This is a genomic window from Anabaena sp. AL09 (assembly GCF_001672255.1).
Lineage (GTDB): Bacteria > Cyanobacteriota > Cyanobacteriia > Cyanobacteriales > Nostocaceae > Dolichospermum > Dolichospermum lemmermannii.
The window spans coordinates 108,013-125,520 of the sequence record NZ_LJOQ01000038.1 but is presented as its reverse complement, the minus strand read 5'-3'; the positions used below and the strand labels follow the sequence as shown (position 1 = coordinate 125,520).

The 17,508-nt window shown below is 37.8% G+C and carries 17 protein-coding genes; 8 read left to right on the top strand and 9 right to left on the bottom strand.

Going from position 1 to position 17,508, the window contains the following annotated elements; all coding sequences use genetic code 11:
* Positions 1-73: 73 nt before the first annotated feature.
* From AN490_RS06935 to cobG, 3 genes are all read right to left on the bottom strand, one after another.
* Positions 74-781: a precorrin-2 C(20)-methyltransferase gene (locus AN490_RS06935; RefSeq protein WP_300001164.1), complete on the bottom strand. Its 708-nt coding sequence runs from the start codon at positions 779-781 to the stop codon at positions 74-76.
* Entirely contained in the window at positions 781-1,407 is a 627-nt protein-coding gene (locus tag AN490_RS06930) for a precorrin-8X methylmutase (RefSeq protein ID WP_015083531.1), read from the bottom strand. The genes AN490_RS06935 and AN490_RS06930 overlap by 1 nt, the downstream gene beginning before the upstream one ends.
* A 164-nt stretch (positions 1,408-1,571) precedes the next feature.
* On the bottom strand, positions 1,572-2,981 hold the full coding sequence (gene cobG, locus AN490_RS06925) for a precorrin-3B synthase (RefSeq protein WP_300001161.1): 1,410 nt from the start codon (positions 2,979-2,981) through the stop codon (positions 1,572-1,574).
* A gap of 851 nt (positions 2,982-3,832) precedes the next feature.
* On the opposite strand from cobG, the gene cbiE reads away from it, so the two are divergent.
* From cbiE to AN490_RS06890, 7 genes are all read left to right on the top strand, one after another.
* Positions 3,833-5,041, top strand: coding sequence for a precorrin-6y C5,15-methyltransferase (decarboxylating) subunit CbiE (cbiE, locus tag AN490_RS06920; protein WP_300001159.1), 1,209 nt, complete (start codon positions 3,833-3,835; stop codon positions 5,039-5,041).
* Between the two features lie 532 nt (positions 5,042-5,573).
* The gene (locus tag AN490_RS06915) at positions 5,574-6,557 is read left to right on the top strand and encodes an alpha-ketoacid dehydrogenase subunit beta (RefSeq protein WP_148765632.1); all 984 of its coding nucleotides are present in this window, start codon (positions 5,574-5,576) and stop codon (positions 6,555-6,557) included.
* An 11-nt stretch (positions 6,558-6,568) separates the two neighbouring features.
* Complete coding sequence (locus AN490_RS06910) at positions 6,569-6,694, top strand: hypothetical protein (protein ID WP_300001157.1); 126 nt, start codon at positions 6,569-6,571, stop codon at positions 6,692-6,694.
* 199 nt (positions 6,695-6,893) lie between these two features.
* Positions 6,894-8,306, top strand: a complete 1,413-nt coding sequence (gene secD, locus AN490_RS06905; protein ID WP_300001298.1) for a protein translocase subunit SecD — start codon at positions 6,894-6,896, stop codon at positions 8,304-8,306.
* On the top strand, positions 8,303-9,271 hold the full coding sequence (gene secF / locus AN490_RS06900) for a protein translocase subunit SecF (RefSeq protein WP_300001155.1): 969 nt from the start codon (positions 8,303-8,305) through the stop codon (positions 9,269-9,271). The genes secD and secF overlap by 4 nt, the downstream gene beginning before the upstream one ends.
* Before the next feature lie 166 nt (positions 9,272-9,437).
* Positions 9,438-9,848, top strand: a complete 411-nt coding sequence (locus AN490_RS06895; RefSeq protein ID WP_300001153.1) for a hypothetical protein — start codon at positions 9,438-9,440, stop codon at positions 9,846-9,848.
* Positions 9,849-9,996: 148 nt separating this feature from the next.
* Complete coding sequence (locus tag AN490_RS06890; RefSeq protein ID WP_300001151.1) at positions 9,997-10,464, top strand: GNAT family N-acetyltransferase; 468 nt, start codon at positions 9,997-9,999, stop codon at positions 10,462-10,464.
* Here the strand turns inward: AN490_RS06890 and AN490_RS06885 are convergent.
* Entirely contained in the window at positions 10,409-11,332 is a 924-nt protein-coding gene (locus tag AN490_RS06885) for a HAMP domain-containing sensor histidine kinase (protein ID WP_300001149.1), read from the bottom strand. The genes AN490_RS06890 and AN490_RS06885 overlap by 56 nt on opposite strands.
* Positions 11,322-11,906, bottom strand: coding sequence for an L-threonylcarbamoyladenylate synthase (locus AN490_RS06880; RefSeq protein ID WP_300001147.1), 585 nt, complete (start codon positions 11,904-11,906; stop codon positions 11,322-11,324). Before AN490_RS06880 ends, AN490_RS06885 begins: the two co-directional genes overlap by 11 nt.
* An 82-nt stretch (positions 11,907-11,988) precedes the next feature.
* On the opposite strand from AN490_RS06880, the gene AN490_RS06875 reads away from it, so the two are divergent.
* Complete coding sequence (locus AN490_RS06875; RefSeq protein WP_300001145.1) at positions 11,989-12,306, top strand: hypothetical protein; 318 nt, start codon at positions 11,989-11,991, stop codon at positions 12,304-12,306.
* Between the two features lie 63 nt (positions 12,307-12,369).
* Here the strand turns inward: AN490_RS06875 and AN490_RS06870 are convergent, their stop codons facing one another.
* From AN490_RS06870 to AN490_RS06855, 4 genes are all read right to left on the bottom strand, one after another.
* Complete coding sequence (locus AN490_RS06870; RefSeq protein ID WP_300001143.1) at positions 12,370-15,594, bottom strand: SNF2-related protein; 3,225 nt, start codon at positions 15,592-15,594, stop codon at positions 12,370-12,372.
* Positions 15,591-15,761, bottom strand: a complete 171-nt coding sequence (locus AN490_RS06865; protein ID WP_300001306.1) for a hypothetical protein — start codon at positions 15,759-15,761, stop codon at positions 15,591-15,593. Before AN490_RS06865 ends, AN490_RS06870 begins: the two co-directional genes overlap by 4 nt.
* A gap of 170 nt (positions 15,762-15,931) precedes the next feature.
* Complete coding sequence (locus AN490_RS06860) at positions 15,932-16,423, bottom strand: HAMP domain-containing sensor histidine kinase (protein WP_300001141.1); 492 nt, start codon at positions 16,421-16,423, stop codon at positions 15,932-15,934.
* 71 nt (positions 16,424-16,494) lie between these two features.
* Positions 16,495-17,382, bottom strand: coding sequence for a histidine kinase dimerization/phospho-acceptor domain-containing protein (locus tag AN490_RS06855; RefSeq protein ID WP_300001139.1), 888 nt, complete (start codon positions 17,380-17,382; stop codon positions 16,495-16,497).
* Positions 17,383-17,508: the final 126 nt, after the last annotated feature.

Sequence of the window (17,508 nt, the reverse complement as noted above, 5' to 3'; positions counted from 1 at the left end):
ATTCTGACAACAACATTTCAACCTTTGCGCCTTTGCTTCTTTGTACCTTTGCGCGAAACATAATTTGCTCCGACTACAGCTTATTTTTAGTAGGAATCACAATCATAGAAAAATAAGGTACATCTTCTGGATTAACTTCATCAAGGGGCAATATCCGCTGTTGTGTGCTTGTAGCCCGTTCAATGTATCTAGCCCGTGAAGCTAGTCCTAATTCATGGAGAAGATTCCTAATTTTCGGAAAATGACGACCAAGTTTCATAATCGCCGCAGCATCAGTAGATAAAAGCTGACTAGTGAGAACTTCTACTGGTAATGGTGCAGGTAAAACCGTCAGGACATCATTGTAATAGGTGAATGGTAAACCCAAAGCCACGGGACAGGCCATAAGTGAGGAAACTCCGGGGACGACCTCCGTTTTATATTTATCAGCTAACCGAGTAAAAAGGTACATAAATGAACCGTAGAAAAACGGATCACCTTCACAGATAACCACCACATCCCGACCTGCTGCTAAATGGTCAGCAATGGGTTGAGTTTCTTGGTCATAGATAGATTTAGCCTTTTCTGGTTCTAAGGCGCGAGGCAGATGAAATGCTACCTCAATCTGACTATTATCCAAGTATGAAGAAACGATTTTTCTGGCAATACTTTCTTTGTCTGTAGCTGATTGATAAGCGATAACTGGGGCAGAACGGAGGAGACGCAAGGCTTTTAAGGTGATGAGTTCAGGGTCTCCAGGTCCCACACCAATTCCATAAAGACGACCTCCAGAGTTAGTCATTACTCTTCCTCACTTGCTAAAGCGTTAACAGCAGCCGCAGCGATCGCACTTCCGCCCCGTCTACCATGTAAAGTCATAAATGGGACATTGCGGCTATCTGCGGCCAATGCGACTTTTGACTCGACTGCACCCACGAAACCAACAGGAAAGCCCAATATTAACGCCGGTCTGGGGATACCTTCGTCCAGCATTTCCAATAGCCTAAATAGGGCTGTGGGGGCATTCCCAATCACCACAATTGCCCCTTCTATATGGAAACGCCAAAATTCTAAAGCCGCTGCTGACCTGGTATTTCTTAATCTTTTGGCTAATTGTGGCACTTCAGGATCATTCAGGGTACAGAGAACTTTATTATTTTTGGGTAATCTTTTTCTGGTAACACCTTCCGCTACCATGTAAGAATCACACAAAATCAGTGAACCACCAATTAGGGCTTTTTTTCCGGCTTCTACCGCTGTAGATGAATATTCTAAGTCATTGACAATATCCGTCATTCCACAGGCGTGAATCATGCGAACAGCAACTTTCGCTACATCTTCAGGGAATCTTTCCAGATTGGACTCTGACCGAATAATTGCAAAGGAATTACGATATATTTCGTTACCATCACGGATGTAATCAAACATGAGATTTTTAGGTTGTAAAGGTTAAATTGGACTGTGATTTTTGTGATTTATTTGATTAAGATGATTAGATAAGTACCTGTGCAATATTAATTTCCTATTTTTTTATTCTGTATCCTTGATTGGATAAAGCATACAGACAAATGAAATGTGAAAGATATTTGGCATTAATACTTAAATAATTGATTTAATTGGTGGCTGTGACGCTGAATAAATTGTCCAAAGGTTTCTTGTAAATTTAGACGTTGTTTTTGATACACTGCCAACATTTCTGGAATCAAAATCGGAATTTTCGCTATAGTCACATATTCATAAAGTAAATGACCCAAAACATAAACTTGATAGCCAGGGGTTTCTGTGGTAATACCAAGTAAAGTAATATCAGCTTGTGTGTGTTGAGCGCAAGATTTGCTACAACCACTAAAGTGGATATTGACTGAAGAATCTAGAATCATCAGACTGTCCAGGTATTTTACCAAATTTAAGGCATCATCTTTAGTTTCTGTGGCCGCAGCAGCACAACCCCGTTTCCCAGAACAAGCTACTAAAAAACTTTTGATGTCGGTTGGTGATGAGTTTAAACCTAAATTGGTAATTTCTTGCTCAACTTCGCTAATTTGGTTTTGGGGAATATCGGTTAATAGTAAGTTTTGCCAAGGTGTTAACCTGATATTACTATCACCATACCTTTTGGCAATATTTGCTAAACCTCTAATTTGCCACGTTTCTAATCTTCCCAATGGTAAGACTATGCCAATATAATATAATCCGGTTTGGCGTTGGGAATGAATGCCAATATGAGTTTTTTCTCGCATAGGCGCAAAGGCACGGAGAGGAGTTTTTGTAATTTTCAGTATATCTGGGTTGAGGTTTTCTTGGACTTGGTGAAGATATTCTTTAACTGTGATGTTATTGATTATTTCTCGTAAACGTAATTTGCGACGGTTTTTGGTGTCTATGTGTTTGAGGTAAGTTTCTGCTAATGCTTCTAAAACTGTGATTGCCTTTTCTGGTTTGAATACAATTCCTGTGTCTTTTGCTGGTTCTCCTTTTTCTCCATAGCTGAGATATAACCGCAAATATACATTGCTGTTATTTAATTCTGCTGCCAATATAATATCATTGGGTTGATATCTTACGGAAACTTTGCCTCCACTATCGAAGCAAACGCTAAATTTTGCAGATAATTCACCAAGATGAGAATGTGCGGTAATATATTCTTCCCAATCTTTCACTAAGGGACGAATATCTATTAATTCTTCTATATCAATACCCGCTGTGGGATTGGTCATGATGTTGCGGATATGATCTATCTTGGCATTGGTAGAAGCTAAACCTAATGCTTGGAATTTTTTCAGAACTTCAATATTTATGCTTTGTTGAATTTCTCTAATTTGAATATTAGCGCGGTTAGTAATATCAATATAGCCACTACCATGATTATCAGCAATATCTGCAATAGTCTGAAATTGTTGACAATTGATGATTCCCCCTGGTATTCTTAGCCGATAAAGAAGACCGTCTTGGGCTGGTGTGCTGTAAAATAATCCCGGACAAGCGGTAAATGGAATTTGCAAAATTATAACTCCTTCTCTGTGTGACGCAGAGACAGAATGGAAGTGAACACTTGAGAGTTAGCATTCTGACTTACTCAATGTGAGATTTTTAATTAAACTTCAATCACCTCAAATTGCTTTACAGTTGCGGCACAGTCTCGGAATTGAACCGAAGTTTCCTAACTCTCAGATATAGTAGTCTACCATGAGATGGTATTTTTGGCTATTGTCAATCAATTTTGTTTCGCGCAATCTCTCTTAGAGATCCCGAAGGGTAGTCGCAAAGGAGCAAAGACGCAAAGGTAAGAGTTTAAACCCACATTTCGCAAATTCTTGATATCTTTAGGAATGTGGATTAATTTTATTACTCCCGTTATTTCATCATAAACAATGAATTTGACAGGATATTTTTGTAGAACTTTCTGGAGCAAAATTTCTCCAAATATTGATAAATACACGAAATATTCAGTAATTTAAAAAATATTGTCTACTTTATATGATATTTATATAGAAGAGTTAAATTCATTTTAATGACAGAACCTCCTAAAATTGTCACATTTAGGAGGCTGTCTCAGAAGATAAAATTAATTTCTTTACGCCAGGGTCGTAACTCGGTCAAACGAGACATAGGACGGTCTGAAGTTCACACCATCAAACATAACAAAAATTATAATATTTGTCAATGCCTGAACCTAAACTAACAGAGGACGACCTAAAAGATATTGTACTGGCTTTTTCAGAAGCTCGCATGAAGCCATATCTCAATGCTACCAACAAATATAGCGATGCGATCAGAATATATGAAATCAATACTAAACTTTGTGAGGCACTGTAAGGTAATAAAAGCGATATTCCAGCAAAACAAACAAATTATGCAAAAATGGTTATCAATTATCGGTATCGGTGAAGATGGTTTAGTAGGGTTAAGTCCCGTTGCTGTTTCCTGCTTAAATAAAGCTCAAATTATCTTTGGTGGGGAACGTCATCTTTCTATGTTACCCCCTGACGACAACCGGGAAAAAATTCCCTGGAAATCACCTTTTACAACTTCCATAACTGAAATTATCAGTCGTCGTGGTCAAGCAGTTTGTATTTTAGCTAGTGGCGACCCTTTATGTTATGGTGTGGGTGCAACTATTCTTAAAGATATTAATATTTCGGAAATTACAATTATTCCCGCACCTTCGGCTTTTAGTTTGGCTTGTTCTCGATTAGGATGGTCATTAACGGAAGTGGAAACTTTAAGTTTATGTGGTCGTCCGGTTTCTTTACTGCAATCTTACATTTATCCCGGTGCAAAATTATTAATTTTAAGTGAGGGAAAAAATACTCCTGGTCATGTGGCAGAAATTTTAATAAATCGCGGTTATGGTAATAGTCAAATTACCGTTTTAGAAAAAATGGGTAATATTGAAGAAACCATTATAACAGATATCGCTACTAATTGGCAAGAAGAAAATATCGCTCTTTTAAATACTATTGCGGTGGAATGTATTGCAGATAGGGGAATAGTTGGTTTATCCAGATTTCCCGGTTTACCAGATAGTGCTTTTCATCATGATGGACAATTGACGAAAAGGGAAGTCCGCGCGGTGACATTATCGAGTTTAGCACCTTTACCGGGGGAATTGCTGTGGGATGTGGGGGCTGGTTGTGGCTCTATTTCTATAGAATGGCTGCGAAGTGATAGAAGATGTTGTGCGATCGCTATTGAACAAAATTCCACTAGACTAAATTATATTGCTGATAATGCGGCTGCTTTGGGAACACCAAATTTACAAATTATGGCAGGTAAAGCGTTAGAAGTTATCCCAAATTTACCAGCACCAAACGCAATTTTTATTGGTGGTGGGGTAACAGCACCGGAAATATTAGAAAATTGTTGGAATGTGTTGCTTCCTGGAGGTAAAATGGTGGTTAATGTTGTCACTTTGGCAGGTGAACAAAGATTATATCAATGGTATGAAAAAGTGGGCGGAAACTTTACCCGCATTGCTATTCAACGCGCAGAACCGATTGGAAAGTTTTTAGGTTGGAAAGCAATGTCTCCGGTGACTCAATGGGTAGGAGTTAAAAATTGACAATTAGAGATTTAGACAAAATTACCAACAGAACTAGTACCGCAGGGCGGAATTAAAAATTAACAATTAAAAATTAAAAAAGCAGATTGTATAAGCTTTTTAGGGATTTTTAATGGTTATCTTACTTACGCTGTACTGTACTAGTAGTTTGTCAAGATAAAAATGATGGACTGTAGTGTGAGCGTCTCTCTCACGCGGGTAAGATGCTTGCACTACCAAAAACCCGTCAAAATAAATTTAACAGACTACTAGATAGAAGTAATAACGCATTTCCCCAATCAGTCTTTGTTGGTAAGTGTCTATATTCAGCTAGATAAAGATGTTGTTTGTATTTTACTCCACCTTAACCAACTTTTGTGATTTTTTCGTGCAATTATTCTTCAAGTCAGATATCATGAATTTTCTACCGCTACGTGCAAAAAGTGGATTATAAAGAATTATCTGATGTTCTCAACAACAGTGCTAGGCTTGACTGTATTCGGGACAATGGCACGATAAAATTCTATAACGATAAATTTCGATAAAGGTCTAAATGGCAGAAACACTATTTTTCAACGCCCTGCGGGAAGCTATTGACGAAGAAATGTCCCGCGATTCTAGCGTATTCATTCTGGGTGAAGACGTAGGACACTACGGCGGTTCTTATAAAGTTACTAAAGACTTACACCAAAAATATGGTGATTTGCGAGTTTTAGATACCCCCATTGCGGAAAATAGCTTTACTGGGATAGCTGTAGGGGCGGCTATGACTGGGTTAAGACCGATTATTGAAGGCATGAATATGGGCTTTCTGCTCCTGGCCTTCAACCAAATTTCTAATAATGCGGGGATGTTACGTTACACTTCCGGTGGTAACTTTAAAATCCCGATGGTGATTCGTGGTCCTGGGGGTGTTGGTAGACAGCTTGGTGCAGAACATTCCCAACGTCTAGAAGCTTATTTCCAAGCTGTTCCCGGTTTAAAAATTGTGGCTTGTTCCACACCTTATAACGCTAAAGGATTACTGAAAGCAGCTATCCGCGATGATAACCCTGTGTTATTTTTTGAACACGTTTTACTTTATAACTTAAAAGAAGACCTGCCAGAAACAGAATATGTGCTACCGCTAGATAAAGCTGAAGTTGTTCGTCAAGGTAAGGATGTGACAATTCTCACTTATTCGCGGATGCGGTATCATGTGCTGCAAGCTGTGAAAGTTTTGGAAAAACAAGGTTATGATCCAGAAGTTATTGACTTAATTTCCTTGAAACCTCTTGATTTTGAAACTATTGGTGCATCAATTCGCAAGACTCACCGGGTGATTGTTGTGGAAGAGTGCATGAGAACTGGGGGTATTGGTGCAGAATTAGTTGCTTCTATTAATGACCGCTTATTTGATGAATTAGATGCACCTGTGTTGCGGCTTTCTTCTCAAGATATCCCCACACCTTACAATGGTAATCTTGAGCGTCTAACTATTATCCAACCAGAGCAAATCGTCGAAGCAGTCCAGAAAATGGTGGCTTTGCGAGTTTAGGAAATTGTTCGTTGTCAGTTGTTCGTTGTCAGTTGTTAGTAGGGGCGAAGCATTTGGAAGATAAATTATCGATCATTGCAAAAAATAGTTCTCCAAATGCTTCGCCCGTACAGTTGTTCGTTGCTGTGAACCAGTGACGAGTGACCAATGACCAATGACCACTGACTACTGACCAATGACCAATGACCAATGACCACTGACCAATGACCAATGACCAATGACCAATGACCAATGACCAATGACCAATGACCACTGACTACTGACTACTGACCAAATTTATCCTCACAACTGACAAAAAGAACGTTATTATAACCTTTGTCAGTTGTGAGTGATGGTATGCAAAAACAGCGATCGCTATTAGCGTTAATTATAGTTTTGGTCATCGCCGCTATTACGGTGATTGTGACAATTCCTGTCCCCTTGGGACTAGACTTACGAGGTGGGTCACAGCTTACCATTCAGGTGAAACCAACGGCGGAAATTCCCCAAATCACCGAAAGAGAATTGGAAGCTGTAAAAAAAGTAGTGGAAGGGCGGATTAATGGTCTTGGTGTTTCTGAGCCATTAATTCAAACTATCGGTACAGATAAGATTTCCGTACAACTACCTGGTGTCAATGATCCAGAACAAGCAGAACGGGTATTAGGCGGTACAGCGCAGTTAGAGTTCCGTGTCCAAAAACCGAATACAGAAACTCAACTTTTTGCTCTTCAGGTAACAAAAAATGACCTGAAAACCAAGCGCGAAGACTTGAAAAAGAGTAAAGATCAAGCAGCAATTGATCAAAATAAGCAAGAGTTTGACAAAACCAATCAAGCCATCTCTGAATTGTTTGAAAGTACCAATCCACCCCTAACAGGTAAATATCTCCAGGATGCCTACGGTCAGCCCACTCAAGGCAATAACTGGGATGTGGCTATCCGTTTTGATCAAAAGGGTGGTGAACTCTTTGCTGGACTCACAAAAGACCTCGCTGGCACTGGTCGTGGTATCGGTATTTTCCTTGATAATGAACTGATCAGTTCACCTAGTGTAGGTGTAGAATTTGCTGCTACTGGGATTACTGGCGGTTCTGCGGTAATTACAGGTCGTTTTCAAGCCCAAGAAGCCAATGATTTAGGCGTACAATTACGCGGTGGTGCATTACCTGTTCCTGTGGAAATTGCGGAAAGAAGAACGGTAGGAGCTACTTTAGGAAAAGATAGTATTCAAAGAAGTATCTACGCTGGTATTGGTGGTCTGATTTTAGTATTAATATTTATGGTGTGGTACTATCGCCTACCGGGAATGATAGCCAATGTTTCACTAATAATTTACTCCATACTGACTTGGGCTACCTTTTGTTTACTGAGTGTCACCCTCACCTTACCGGGAATTGCGGGTTTTATTCTCAGTATTGGTATGGCTGTTGATGCTAACGTCTTGATTTTTGAACGCACCAGGGAAGAACTACAAGCAGGTAAATCTTTGTATCGTTCTGTAGAATCCGGTTTTTACCGCGCCTTTTCTAGCATTTTGGATAGTAACGTTACTACCTGGATTGCTTGTGCTGCATTATTTTGGTTGGGTTCAGGGTTAGTCAAAGGCTTTGCTCTGACCTTAGCTTTAGGCGTAGGGGTGAGTATGTTCACCGCAATTACTTGTAGTCGCACTTTGATGTTTTTAGTTATTTCCATTCCCTCTTTGCGGAATCCAAACCTTTATGCTCCTAATGTGCCAGTAACAAATAAGACAGGAGTGGCACGATGAGATTAGATATTAACAAAGCCAGGGTTACTTGGTGGACTATTTCCGCTGTTATTATTCTGGCCGGTATCATTTCCATGGTGATATCTTCCTTAAATCCCAGCATTAAAGCGCCTCTGCGTCCCAGTTTGGACTTTATTGGGGGAACAAGGTTGCAATTTGTCCGGGACTGTGGCAAACCTGGTAACTGTGACCAGCCAATAGATATTAACGTTGTGCGAGAAGTTGCTAAATCTCAGGGACTTGGAGATAGTAGTATTCAATTAATATCGGAAAATGGCCAAGAAAATGGCATTACTATTCGCACAAAAAACCTGGAAACAGAACAGCGGACAAAGTTGCAAACTGCCTTAACTGAAAAAATCGGCGTTTTCGACCCGCAAAAAAATCAAGATGACTCCGTCGGTGCAACTTTAGGAAAGGAGTTATTTACTTCTGGGGTTTTAGCTTTGATAGTTTCCTTTGTCGGGATTACTATTTACATGGCTTTCCGGTTTCAGTGGGACTATGCCGTATTTGCCATTGTGGCGTTGTTTCACGATATTTTGATTACAACTGGAGTTTTCTCAATTTTAGGCTTAGTTTTCGGTGTTGAGGTAGATAGTCTTTTCATTGTTGCTTTGTTAACCATCACAGGGTTTTCAGTCAATGATACTGTGGTAATTTATGACCGCATTCGGGAAACTATTAAACTTCATCCTGAACAACCAATTGCTGAGGTTGTTGATGATGCTGTTAACCAAACTTTATCTCGGTCAATCAACACGACTTTAACCACCTTACTGACATTAACTGCTATTTTCCTATTTGGTGGAGAAACGCTCCATTATTTCTCTCTAGCTTTAATTGTCGGCTTTATAATGGGGGCTTATTCTAGTATTTTCATTGCGAGTACACTCTTAATCTGGTGGCGAGAACGCAGTCAAAATTACCAAGTTGAACCCCCTGTCACTTCTCCAGAAAGTTAAATTCAGTCATGGAAAATACCTCGTTCCTAGCCTCTGGCTGGGAATGCCTAATTTGAGGCTGGAGCCTCCTTGTCACTAGCGGCAGAGCCGCAATAATAAACATTCCCAGTCGGAGACTGGGAACGAGATTTTAGAGTTTTTTGTAGGCGCAAGCTATACTCTTCCTATGGATAAACCCGAAGAACCACAAATTGAGGTAGAAGAATTGGGATTAGATTCTGCTTTTACTCAACAAATCCAAAAGCTACATCAGCTTACAGTATACGGCAGATGGTTATTTGCCGGCTGTTTGTGGCTAATAATAGCCCCTGTTTGCCTGTGGGATTTACGGGTAGAGATTTCCTTGTTACAACAATATTTTACCTGGGTAGGATTACGGTATGCACTAATTTTTCATCCTCTATCTGCCCTGGGTTTAAGTTTTTGCATAAGTGTGACAACTTCTGTTTTAGTCTGGCAAAGTCGCAATATTCTGTGGGGATTACCATTGGCAGAACAGGAAAAATTAAAAAAGCAAGTTTATCGTATTCGTCAACAAGGATCTTCTCACCCTCTATGGAAGTGGGTTTGTCAATGAACAGGGAAGAGTGATTAAAAAAGAGTTTTTTAATTTTTAATTCTTAATTTTTAATTGAACTGTTGCATATACATATACAGGTTTAGTAATTTCTAGGAAAATATGCCATAACAGAAACAAATATCTTAGGATAAGTGGGTGTTTATAGATGAAATATTCTCAGATTCAATTTAGCCACAGTCATGCGGATATTGATCTTTACCAACTCCAAGAACTGTTTAATGTGTCCGCTTTTTGGGCAAAAGGACGAAGTATTAAGGATTGGGGTATAGCTATTGCTAATAGTGAACCTGTGATTTCTGTCTGGGAGAAGGAATTATTAATTGGCTTTGCAAGAGCGACTTCTGATGGTATCTATCGCGCTACAATTTGGGATGTTGTGATTCATCCAGAATATCAAGGTAATGGACTAGGTAGCAAGTTGGTAGAAACTGTTTTAAGTCATCCGCGAATGCAAAAAGTAGAGCGTGTGTATTTGATGACAACTCACCAGCAGGAATTTTATGAGAAGATTGGTTTTCAAGCAAATAACACAACAACAATGGTGCTATACAATCAATCTAATTTTGATTTTGTTCCTGGAGAGATTCAACTTCAGGAGTCGTTAGAGGCATAGATATTTGCCATCTTGTTAACTGTGATTTTTCTTCCTGATTGGTGGGGAAAGGCAAAATTTCTAACTTTCCTCCCATCAATTCTACTAAACTTTGATGAAGTGAAAGTTTCATTGCTGGTGACAGAACTATATTTTTCTGAGTTGTCTGATTTTCAGCTATCATCAAATCTATAGATTCACTTGTAACTACAGTTTCAGTGGGTACATCTAAGCAGATATTTACATAATTATCTGTAGGTTGTAGATGACTAGAAAGATAAATATTCCCTGCTTCCATTTGAGCAATTGTTGTATCTATCAAGTTTATTAATACTTGTTTGAGCCAACGGGAATCTGCTAAAATGTAAATTTCTGGATCTGGTGGTGATAAAGTAAAAGGATAATTACGATTGACGGCTAATAGATAAGTTAAGTTATAAATTTCTTGTAAAAATTTAGATAATTGCAAAGTTTCAATATCTAATTTATTTCTACCAGATTCGATTTTAGAAACATTCAGAATTTCATCAATTAGTTTTAATAACTTGAGAGATTTTTCGTGAGCTTGTCCGACAAATTCCCGTTCTTCTTCGGGATTGTCACATAAATCTGTCAAAATCAATTGATGTAAGCCAATTATACTCCCTAATGGCGATCGCAATTCATGGCTAATTCGGGCTAAAAAACCTGCTTGAAACTGACTCATTTCTTTGGACTGATAATAGGCTAATTGAGTTTGTTTCAATTCTTGTACAAGTTGGTTTTCTTGCTGTTGTGGAGCATTTTGAATGGGAATGGATGCAGATTTGGTAGGCTGAAGGAATAATCTACAAATACCTATTCCTAATCCTATTCCTGCTCCTAAATATAGCCAGTTACTAAAATTCATAATTATCCAATTTAATACTACCTTGTCGTAAAATCTGCCAATTGTTCCCTGTCCATTTAGCAACGGTGGAAGGTATTCCCAAACCTTGGTATTCTGTTGATTCTAATGTTAAAACCTCTAGAAATTGAGCTTCTATGGCTGCTTTGGTTTCTAAAGCTGGTTGTCCTGATAAATTAGCGCTAGTTGTCGCCATTGGCCCAGTTTGCGCCAAAATAGTTTGAGCAACTGGATGATTTGGGACTCTAATCCCAATGGTAGTTGGTTCAACAGGATTCATGACAGTGGGAATTTTGTCACTAGCTGGTAAAACTAAAGTTAATGCACCTGGCCAATGTTGATTTACAATTTTTTGCCAGATTTGATATTCTCTTTGGCTACCTTGAACATAATCCCATAAATCCTCAGCTTTAGCAGCCATTAAAATTAAAGGTTTATCAAAACTGCGTTGTTTCGCAGCATAAATTAATTCTGCTTGTACTGGTATGGTGGCTAATGCGGGGACGGTATCTGTGGGGAAACTAATTAGTTTTCCAGCTTTTGCAGATTCTATCAGGATTTCTAATGAAAGGTTCATAAGGATGGTTTTTCTGTTGGTGTTTTGAGTTGGGGATGATTTTTTTGATATTATTATAATAGTAGAAATGGGGTTTAAAAACATGACTCAACTAACACCAAAACAACCAGCGAGAAGAGGAAGAATTTTTCCGGAACTGACTTTATCACCGGAAGAGTTAGCTAGACGTAAAGCAGAAGATGAACAATTTTATCAACGTTGTTGGGCAATTTTTGAGCGTGTACGTCCTGAGTTGATCAAAGAACATTATAATTGGTATATTGCCGTAGAACCTGATAGTGGTGATCATTTCATTGATGAAAATAAGGAAGTTGCTAGTCAGCAAGCACGAGAGAAACACCCTCATGCTGTACATTGTATGTTTCGGTTGAATGAAATTGGAGCAGTTGGGAGAATATGATAGAGGGTTATTTTGGTGATGGTAAACAACTATTTTTTGAAGTTGAATTAATTGGTAACTATATTACTTCTGAACTCCAATTATTGCAGCAACTATCCGTTCATCAAGTGGTTTCATATTGGGAACTTTATATATTTCTCTGAGGTTTTCTGTAGAAATAGGCTTTTCCATTAAATCATTCCGTATATCCTGAATCCGCAAAGGTTCAGTACGTTTTCTCTCTTTTAAACGCTCAAACCAATGAGGACGAATTAGATCAATCCATTTGTCAGCTAAAAGGCTTAAATCTGCACGCTCTTCACCTAATTTAACTTCATTAGACATCTCCAAAATATTGCTACACAACATTCTCCGCTGATTGTCTTCTTCCTGAGTTGCTGTTTCCTGGTATCGTTTAATCACAAGTCTCATTTCTTCTAATGCTCGCTGCTTTTTCTTTGACAGAAGCATTTCTTCACATTTGATAAGTTTTCTCAAAAATCTATCTAGTTGTTGAATATCTTGTTTCGTTATATGCGATAAATCAACGCTACTAAACAAATTTCTTCGGAGTTTTTGACTAATTTTTTCCATATCAGTAATTGGGTTTTCTAGATCATCAAGATATACCCAACGGGGTGCGCCCCATTCTGTTCCAGCAATAGCAAAGAAAGCCCACGGTTCATTTATTTGCTCAACAAAACTCAAACATGAAACTTTTCTAATTTTACTACTACGTACTTGATCATAAACTTCTTTAGAAATTAGTGCTTGCTTCCCCTCGATTAATGATCGCACTGGGTCAAAGACATCACCCAGTTCCCAAATTTTATTGGACTGTATTTCTTCTTCTAGCTTAATTAAATCTTCGTTTGATGTCACTACATCATCTGACGAGTCTATATCTATTTCTGATGATAAATCTTCTGGTAATGGTAAATTTGCACCTAATAAATCTTTAACCAAAATATGACGAGCATAAAACTTACTTTCAGAAGAACGTAATGCGAACTCATTGCTATCTTTTGGCCACCATACCTCAATCCTAGAATGGGGACTATCCATCCGATCAACTCGACCTACTCTTTGCTCTGCTAACCGAATAACACTAGGCATAGTGAGTTGAACAACAGTAGAAGCTTGTTGGAGATTAACACCTTCAGACATTGCATCTGAACATAAAGCAATTATGCCTGATGCTTCTGAACCTAATTTAAACATTTTATTTATACGTTCTTTTTCTTTTTCTTTTGCTCCAGTAGCAATAATAATGTTACTGTGTCCAGATTCTTCAAGACGACGCTTGATATCATAGAGAGTAATTAATCGGCTGTCAAAAGCTATCAATAATTGATGGTATTTAAGGAGTTTAAGAAGTTGGCGTGTCTTCATTTCTTCCCGTGAATCAGAAATATCTTTACACAATTTGGCAATATATATGTATATCTCTCTTTCTGCATCACACGCTTTTTTGTAACTTTTTGAATCACTTAGCCAATCTGGTAGTTCTATCTGCAAGTTATTTTTTGGCACTTCACCAGCTATGTTTTGTAATCTGAGGATAAAGTTACCTGTTTCTTCAGATTTTATTTGGTCTTGAATTTCATATAAATCTTGTGCATAATTAGTTCCATATATATGTTCTATAAGCGCAATTTTTGAAGAACGCAAAGCAGCCATAATCTGATATGACGCTTGTAATTTAGCTCTTTTTAATTGCACATCAAGATACTTCTCTTCAGTCCATCCTTGTTTACTTAAATAATCCGGTAGTTGTGGAATTTGCTGGAGATATGTTAATCCAAGCAATCTTTCAGTCATGTCACGAATCTGCTGTGCTATGGCGCGATCACTTTCAGTTTCTCCGCAAATATAAGTTTTTGCTTCATGTTTAGGATAACGACATTGTTTTCCAAACTTGTCTTTGTATCTTTCAGGTTCTTCATCAATCATACGATTGAGAGTTGCCTTTGTACGTCTAACAGTAAATTGTTGTATAGCCTCTCGCAACATTTTTCTTATTTGTGGAGACATTCTTTCATTCAAATTACTGCGTTGTTTCCATATTGGTTTAAGCTGTTCCAATAAATCATTATCAAAATTATCAGCACCTAATATCTCAATAATAGCCAACAAATCCTGTGAGCCTTTGTTAATAGGTGTAGCGGTAAATAGTAATATATAATCAGCAATGTTCCGAAAAATTGCCTGAGTTCTTTTAGAATCTTTACCTAAAAAGTTATGTGCTTCATCAACTGCTAATACCTGAGCGCGATAGATGGAACGAATATCATTATCTTCCTCAGATTTGGAATTACTTAATTTACCATGTGATACTGTTTTGACACTATAACCACACTCAGTAAACTCATTTTCCCAAGAATTTTTCACAGATGGAGGACAAATAAGAACTGGTATATCTTGACGTATTCTCCCAATTTTCCAAATTTGGTTCATTACACATTTTATCAGGTGTGAACCCATGTGAGTTTTTCCTGAACCTGTCGCATCAGCTATAAGTACACTGCCAACATTTTCCATTACCCAAAGTGCTTGAGCAATTCCTTTTTCTTGAGAAGGCCAAAGTTGAAGTTGATCACCAAGATAGTTAGTAATTTTATATTTCTTTGCCCATTCACCCTCTAGTAATGCTGCACAAGCTCTAGCTAAAGCTTCTTCCCAATAAACATTACTTAAAAGTTGTTCAAGTAGTTGTATTAACTCATCGTTGTAGTCTCTGCCTAAATCCCAAATACTTTGTGCTAAATCACAAGCTTCATTAAATCTTGTGCTTTCTTTCTTTCTCGTAAATCTAACGTTACCTTCTACTTGATAAATCAATCCAGAATTACTGAAATTACTAGAACCAATAGTAATAGATTCATCTGCATTATAAATCTTGGCGTGTATAGGCTTTTTGTTCGCAATTCTGGCATAAACTGTTCGATTTTTAAGTAGTTCAATAGCAGCTATAACTTTGGCACACTTAAGAATGGAAATATTTCTTTCTAGCCAATAATCTGTTATCTCCTCAGAAAAATTGTCTGAGGAACGAAATTCTCTTTTTTCGGTGGGATAAGGTTCATTACCCAACAAAATGCGGATGTAATCACCAGAACCTCTATCTTTCTGTAAACTATGGTAACGTTCATCCAGAAAGTCAATAATCATATCTAGTGAAGCGTAACCAGTAATGATTAATGGCTCTCTTGACTTACAGAGTTCGTTCCAGATAACGCTCTTGACAGATAATTTGTCAGCATTATATGGAAAGCGTTCATGAGGAGGCCAAAGATTATTTGTATTCATTGTTCAACCTTAAATTTATAGTCCGCCATTTTCTGACCCTTAGCCACTATCCGCTTCGTCAGCAAACCTTTTTTCACTTCCTGTTCATTTGCTCCCAAATCCCACAATGCAAGCAGCAAGCGAGTTTGAGCGTATAAAGTCTGTAAATTCTTGGCTTGGGTGTTCATATTCAGTATCCTAGTTAACTAAAAAATATTATAAGCATTTTATTTGTTACTTGGACAAAATTTCAATAATATTGACTATTTTGATGTAAATAAGACAAATATCAATATTTTTCCAGACAATTATCGTATTTTTATACACATACAGCAGATTTGGATCTCTAGTGTTGCAGCTAAAAAACTAGTCGCAGGGGAAATTGCATGATAAACGTGATGCGATTATTTGCACTTGCAACATGAATTAATCCATGCAAACGCTGTACCATTGTCTCTACCAAAATTAACTCTAAACCAGTGTTCTGTGCTTGCCATGAGGAATGTTTGGGAATGCGGTAAAATGGCTGAAAGACTTGTGATAGTTCATGGTGAGGAATCTCTACACCAGAAATACTGATTTTTAATTCTACCGTGGCTGCATTCAAATCGGCGGTAACTGTAATTGATTCACCTGCGGGAGCGCATTGACAAGCTTGGTTGAGTAGCAAGGTAATAATTTTTTCTAAATCAGTGATATCTGTGGAGAAAGGGGGAATTTCTGTGGAGATATCCAGGTGTAACTGTTGTTGCTGACAATTGGTAACATCTCGAAAAGATTCAATAATGGGAGATAACCAGGTTGGAAAATCAATAGTAATGGTTCTACCGTTCCCCTTATGATCAAACATCCTTTTTTTGAAAATATTAAAACCTCAAATCCAATCGGTGTAGGGGTTTCAGGGATATTTTACCGAAAATATCATAAAGGGAGCGGTAGAGCCATAGTAATTAAAGTAGGAGATTCCGAATGGGTTTTCAGATATGCAAAGCTGAGAAGATCGTTAAGTAATTTATTTTCTCGTCCACATTCATGATGGAGAATTTGTAATAGTTGAGATCCTATTTCTATATCTAAAATTCCCGTTGGTGTCATCAGACTTTCTAATGTTTGTACAGCAAGATTAATATTAGTAATGGGTGTGCGTAACTCTTGGGAAAGCTGTTTGAGAAATTCATTTTTTTGCCGTTCTTGTTTTTCTATTTCCTGAATCTGCGCTTTGGTTTTTGCCTGTAGTCGAGATTGACGAATTGCGATCGCACATTTATTAGCTATTTGCTGCAAAAAGGATATTTCTTGTTCTCCAAATTTTGCCTCTGTGTGCCAAATTAGCCAAATATTACCCAAAATGCCTCGATGATCAAAAATTGGACAAGCTAATTGATTCATCATCTGTAATCCAGAATAATGTCCTGGGACAATTTCTATAGATTGCCAAATTTGTTTTTGCAATAGAGATTGATAAATTTGAGGAAAATCAGCGATTACTGTGGTTAAGCCTTGAAAATGGGGTAAAACAGCACTATATTCATAGGTAACTGTGGCAGAAGTTAAACAGGGATTATAAAGTTCAATTTGACAGCGATTAAGTTGTAATAAATCAACTAATTCTTGAATAATAATTGTTAATATCTTTCGATCATCTAGACTATCGAGGATGTGTTCAGTAATATGTTGAAGTAACGTCTGAAATTTCTGAATCTGCTGGATTTCTTGAATATGTTCCTGTCTTTCTGACTCCAATTGGATTTGTAAATATTCTACCTGCTGTTGTAGTTGGGCAACGGATGTATCTATACTCAATTGCATAGATACTTCTGCACAAAATATGGATGGAGATGGTAATTGTGTCCATTTGGGGATGGATTTAACTCGATTTAGATTCATGTAGTAGTTAAGGAAAGAGGTAGTGGATAATTGGTGATTGGGGAAGAA

What these genes read in the sequence shown, in the direction of transcription:
- AN490_RS06935 (WP_300001164.1), bottom strand. Translation starts at nt 781, where the DNA reads ATGACTAACTCTGGAGGTCGTCTTTATGGAATTGGTGTGGGACCTGGA.
- AN490_RS06930 (WP_015083531.1), bottom strand. Translation starts at nt 1,407, where the DNA reads ATGTTTGATTACATCCGTGATGGTAACGAAATATATCGTAATTCCTTT.
- cbiE (WP_300001159.1), top strand. Translation starts at nt 3,833, where the DNA reads ATGCAAAAATGGTTATCAATTATCGGTATCGGTGAAGATGGTTTAGTA.
- AN490_RS06915 (WP_148765632.1), top strand. Translation starts at nt 5,574, where the DNA reads ATGGCAGAAACACTATTTTTCAACGCCCTGCGGGAAGCTATTGACGAA.
- secD (WP_300001298.1), top strand. Translation starts at nt 6,894, where the DNA reads ATGCAAAAACAGCGATCGCTATTAGCGTTAATTATAGTTTTGGTCATC.
- secF (WP_300001155.1), top strand. Translation starts at nt 8,303, where the DNA reads ATGAGATTAGATATTAACAAAGCCAGGGTTACTTGGTGGACTATTTCC.
- AN490_RS06895 (WP_300001153.1), top strand. Translation starts at nt 9,438, where the DNA reads ATGGATAAACCCGAAGAACCACAAATTGAGGTAGAAGAATTGGGATTA.
- AN490_RS06890 (WP_300001151.1), top strand. Translation starts at nt 9,997, where the DNA reads ATGAAATATTCTCAGATTCAATTTAGCCACAGTCATGCGGATATTGAT.
- AN490_RS06885 (WP_300001149.1), bottom strand. Translation starts at nt 11,332, where the DNA reads ATGAATTTTAGTAACTGGCTATATTTAGGAGCAGGAATAGGATTAGGA.
- AN490_RS06880 (WP_300001147.1), bottom strand. Translation starts at nt 11,906, where the DNA reads ATGAACCTTTCATTAGAAATCCTGATAGAATCTGCAAAAGCTGGAAAA.
- AN490_RS06875 (WP_300001145.1), top strand. Translation starts at nt 11,989, where the DNA reads ATGACTCAACTAACACCAAAACAACCAGCGAGAAGAGGAAGAATTTTT.
- AN490_RS06870 (WP_300001143.1), bottom strand. Translation starts at nt 15,594, where the DNA reads ATGAATACAAATAATCTTTGGCCTCCTCATGAACGCTTTCCATATAAT.
- AN490_RS06865 (WP_300001306.1), bottom strand. Translation starts at nt 15,761, where the DNA reads ATGAACACCCAAGCCAAGAATTTACAGACTTTATACGCTCAAACTCGC.
- AN490_RS06860 (WP_300001141.1), bottom strand. Translation starts at nt 16,423, where the DNA reads ATGTTTGATCATAAGGGGAACGGTAGAACCATTACTATTGATTTTCCA.
- AN490_RS06855 (WP_300001139.1), bottom strand. Translation starts at nt 17,382, where the DNA reads ATGCAATTGAGTATAGATACATCCGTTGCCCAACTACAACAGCAGGTA.